The organism is Acidovorax sp. HMWF018 (assembly GCF_003061035.1).
GTDB classification, from domain to species: domain Bacteria; phylum Pseudomonadota; class Gammaproteobacteria; order Burkholderiales; family Burkholderiaceae_C; genus Acidovorax; species Acidovorax delafieldii.
On sequence record NZ_QAIM01000346.1, the window covers coordinates 1,261 to 5,258 of the forward strand.

Annotated in this window: 4 protein-coding genes; 3 read left to right on the top strand and 1 reads right to left on the bottom strand. The window is 63.7% G+C overall.

Annotation, left to right across the window (positions count from 1 at the left end):
• Positions 1–694 (bottom strand): IclR family transcriptional regulator (locus DBR23_RS13255; RefSeq protein ID WP_108498566.1); only part of this gene is annotated, 694 nt, incomplete at its 3' end.
• A 242-nt stretch (positions 695–936) separates the two neighbouring features.
• On the opposite strand from DBR23_RS13255, the gene DBR23_RS13260 reads away from it, so the two are divergent.
• The 3 genes from DBR23_RS13260 to DBR23_RS13270 form a co-directional block, all read left to right on the top strand.
• The gene (locus DBR23_RS13260; RefSeq protein WP_099732131.1) at positions 937–1,890 is read left to right on the top strand and encodes a TRAP transporter substrate-binding protein; all 954 of its coding nucleotides are present in this window, start codon (positions 937–939) and stop codon (positions 1,888–1,890) included.
• 129 nt (positions 1,891–2,019) lie between these two features.
• Positions 2,020–2,469, top strand: a complete 450-nt coding sequence (locus tag DBR23_RS13265) for a type II 3-dehydroquinate dehydratase (RefSeq protein WP_108498567.1) — start codon at positions 2,020–2,022, stop codon at positions 2,467–2,469.
• A 544-nt stretch (positions 2,470–3,013) separates the two neighbouring features.
• Positions 3,014–3,998: diguanylate cyclase domain-containing protein (locus DBR23_RS13270; protein ID WP_108498568.1), on the top strand; the 985-nt coding region annotated here is incomplete at its 3' end.

Genomic DNA, 3,998 nt, shown 5'->3' on the forward strand with positions numbered 1-3,998 from the left:
TGCGCTCGGGCGTCAGGCGCACCAGCGGGCCCGCAATGGTCACCACCCCGATCACCGGGCCGTTGCCTTGCCGGATGGGTGCGGCCATGGCCGTCATGGCCGGAGCAAACACCTCGACGATGGTGCTGAAGCCCTGCTGCCGTGCGGTGCGCAGGTAGGCCAGCAGGGCCTTCACGGTGGTGGGGGCGTTGGGGCCGTAGTCCTCGGGCTTGCCAAAACCCTGGCGCGCTACCAGGGCCAGGGCCGCTTCATCGCTCATCGTGGACAGCCAGGCATGGCCGGCCGAGCTGCACGACAGGTTGACCGACAGGCCCATGTCCGGGTCGTAGCGCAGGCCGCGCACGGCCCCTTGCGCCTTGGCCACAAAGGTCAGCGCGTCGCCATCCACCACGGCCAGACGCACCAGCTCGCCAGATTCGGCGGCCAGCCGGTCCAGCAGGGGCTGGGCAATGTCCACCACGCCCGTGGCGCTCAGATAGCCCAGGCCCAGCGACACCAGCTTGATGGTGAGCATGTAGTTGCCCTGGCTCTGGTCCTGCCGCACGTAGCCGCAACGGATCAACTCGGCCAACAGGCGGTGCGTGGCGCTCAGTGGCATGTCCAGTTCGGAGGCCAGGCTCGACAGGGCCTTTCCTTCCGGGTGCGGGGCAAGGTGCTCCAGGACTTTGAAACTGCGTTCAAGGATGCTGCTCATGGCGGGGGCTCTTCGTGATCGTGGACCGGTTTTTCCAGGATACCCAGGCGCTGGTTCTTCGGGCGCAATGTATCAAAAATTGTTAAAGGGTTTCTACTGTGGAAACAGTTTCCACTTTATTCATACGATGCAGTCCCCGATGCACTCCGGGCCTGGTGTGCACATTGCTGCTCTCTTTTTGTGGAGAAGTCCCTGTGAAAAAAACTGCTTGCCTTCTGGCGGCCGCTGGCCTGTCCTTCTTGATGGCGCTGCCCGCCGCCGCGCAGCAGGAGCGCGTGATCCGCTTCGGGCACCTGAACAATGCCGACCACCCCGTGAGCTTTGGCGTCAAGCGTTTTGGCGAACTGCTGGCGGCCAAGAGCGGCGGCAAGATGAAGGTGATGGAGTTCCCCGCCTCGCAGCTGGGCAACGAGATGCAGCAGCAGTCGGCGCTGCAGGGCGGTGTGCAGCAGATGTCGGCCCCGGCCACCACCTCGCTGGCCGGCATCGTCAAGGAATTCGGGTTGGTGGACTTCCCCTTTTCTGTGGCCAATTTTGCGCAGGCCGATGCGCTGCTCGACGGCCCCCTGGGCCAGGCGCTGATCGCCCGATTGCCCGAGAAGGGCCTGGTGGCCCTGGGCTACTGGGACCTCGGTTTTCGCAACGTGACCAACAGCAGGCGCCCCATCACCAAGGCCGATGATTTTGATGGACTCAAGCTGCGCGTGATCCCCAACCCGGTGTTCCTGGAGACCTTCAAGGCCTTCAAGGCCAACCCTGTGCCCATGCCATTTGCCGAGCTGTACGGCGCGCTGGAAGCCAAGGCCGTGGACGGCCAGGAGAACCCCTATGCCGTGATCCTGTCGAACAAGATGTTCGAGGTGCAGAAGTACGTGAGCGCCACCAACCACGTGTACGCCGCCAACATCGTGCTGGTGAGCAAGAAGTTCTGGGACCAGCTCACCCCCGCTGAGCAGAAGATGATGCACGACGCTGCCAACGAGTCGCGTGGCTACCAGCGCCAGGTGAGCCGCGCTGCAGCGCAGCGTTCGGTGGGGGACCTGCAGGCCAAAGGTATGGCCTACAACGAGATCACGCCCGCCGAGCTGGCCCGCATGCAGCAGATCGCCAAGCCCGTGATCGAGAAGTTCGCGGCCACCTATGACCCGGCGATCGTGAAGCTCTACAACGACGAACTCGCCCGCATCCGCAAGTAAGAGCGCCTGGCAAAACTCTTCTGGCGTCGTTGCTGCGTCTTGTCGTGCTATTCGCACTGCCTGCGACGCAGCGCCTAGCCAGAACCGCTTCGCTGAGCTTTGTCAGCCGCTCCCAACCCTGAACACCCCATGAAAATCCTCATCCTCCACGGCCCCAATCTCAACCTGTTCGGGCGCCGCGAACCCCACATCTACGGCACCACCACGCTGGCCCAGATCAACGAGCGTTTGCTCAAGCTCGCTGCGGAGCTGGGTGTGGAGCTCGATATCGTGCAGTCCAACCACGAAGGCGCGCTCATCGACTTCCTGCACGCCAACATCGATGTGGCGCAGGGCGCACTCGTGAATCCTGCGGGCCTCACGCAGCACGGCGTGCCGCTGCACGACGCCATCAAGGCCATGCCTTTCCCGGTGATCGAAGTGCACATGTCCAATATCGCCGCGCGCGAGGCCTGGCGCGCGCACTCCATCATCTCGCCCGCCGTCAAGGCCACGGTGCAGGGCTTCGGTCCCCACTCCTACCTGGCCGGGCTGCGTGCGCTGGTGGACAGCCTGCTCGAGGCCGCCCAGGTTGCCTGAGCGGTGCGGGCGCACGGTGGTGGGCGTTCAACGTGTCCTCTGAAAAGTCGTAGTCCAGTGATGGACCAGCGCTGACTTTTGCCGTGCTGGTACCGAGCGGCGGTTGCCCGACGGTTTTTAGACAAATCGGCCGCTGGCGATTGCATGGATTGCTTTATTCAACTGCGCCCCGTGGGCCCCCGATGCTGTCCAGACCTTGCCCCGTACGAACGGTCTTTGCTTGCGGCCCATATGCGCCGCCAGATGGCGACACCGCGCGGCGCGGGGCGAGCACCTCTCAGCACTGGCGCCCGCGCCGGTGTGTCTGCCAAAGACCGCAAAAGCATGGCCCCAGCTTCTGCAGGGTGCACAAGACAGTGACCCAGTCTGGACGCAGCACCTCTTCATCACCGTCTGGCAGCGCATAAAGACCTGTCAGACCCAGCGCTAGCAGGCCTCAAGGTAGCGGTTGCGAGTGTTACATTTGTCCGTAGCATCCGCTGCAGTGAGCGCCATTTGCTGGACTGTTTTCCGAACGTCACTGTCTTCGCTGAGGAACCGTCGCATGTCTCCAGATCGCCAACGGCTCATCCGCATGCTCTTCGACGAGTACATCGAGATGTATGCCGGGCGCGATGCCCGGCTGGTGGATCGCTTCAGCGAGAACTTCAGCGGCTTTGCGGGCAGCAGCGACAAGCTCATCAAAACCCGCAGCGAATGGGTGGACATCACGCAGACCGACTTTGCGCAGGTACCCGGGCGCATCGGCATCGAGGTGCTGGACCTGTTCCCGCAGGAACTGGGCGCCGATGTGCTGGCCATGACCGCGTTTTTTCATATTCATTTGCCCCATCCCGACCCGCTGTTTGCCAGCGAAACCGCTCGTCTTGTGGTCGTTTTTCGGCAAGAGGGTGACGACTGGAAGATTGCGCACAGCAGCATCTCCATCCCGTATGGACTGGCCCGAGACGGCGAGGTGTACCCCGTCAGCCGCCTACAGCAGCGCAACCAGGAGCTGCAGACGTTGGTGGATGAGCGCACCCAGGCACTGGCCCAGGCCAACTGCCAGCTGCAGCTGCTCAGCAACACCGACGGCCTGACCGGTATCGCCAACCGCCGCCATTTTGACCAGACCTTGGCCCATGAATGGGCTCGCGCACAACGGGCCCACGGACCGCTGTCGCTGATCATGCTGGACGTGGATGTGTTCAAGCACTTCAATGACCACTACGGCCATCTGGCGGGCGATGCCTGCCTGAAATCCCTGGCCCTGACGCTGGCACAGACCGGGGGACGGCGCGATGGTGACCTGGTGGCGCGCTTTGGCGGTGAGGAGTTTGTGGTGCTGCTGCCCGGCGCCGATGCCCGGGTCGCCCTGGAGATGGCCCAGCACATTCAGCAAGCCATCCGGGCACTGGCCCTGCCGCACGAGGGTGCGCCGTGGGGCATCGTTACGGTGAGCTTCGGCGTGGCCACCATGGCGCCACAGCGCGAGCAGCTGGCCGAAGAGCTGGTACGACGCGCGGACCGCGCGATGTACCGAGCCAAGC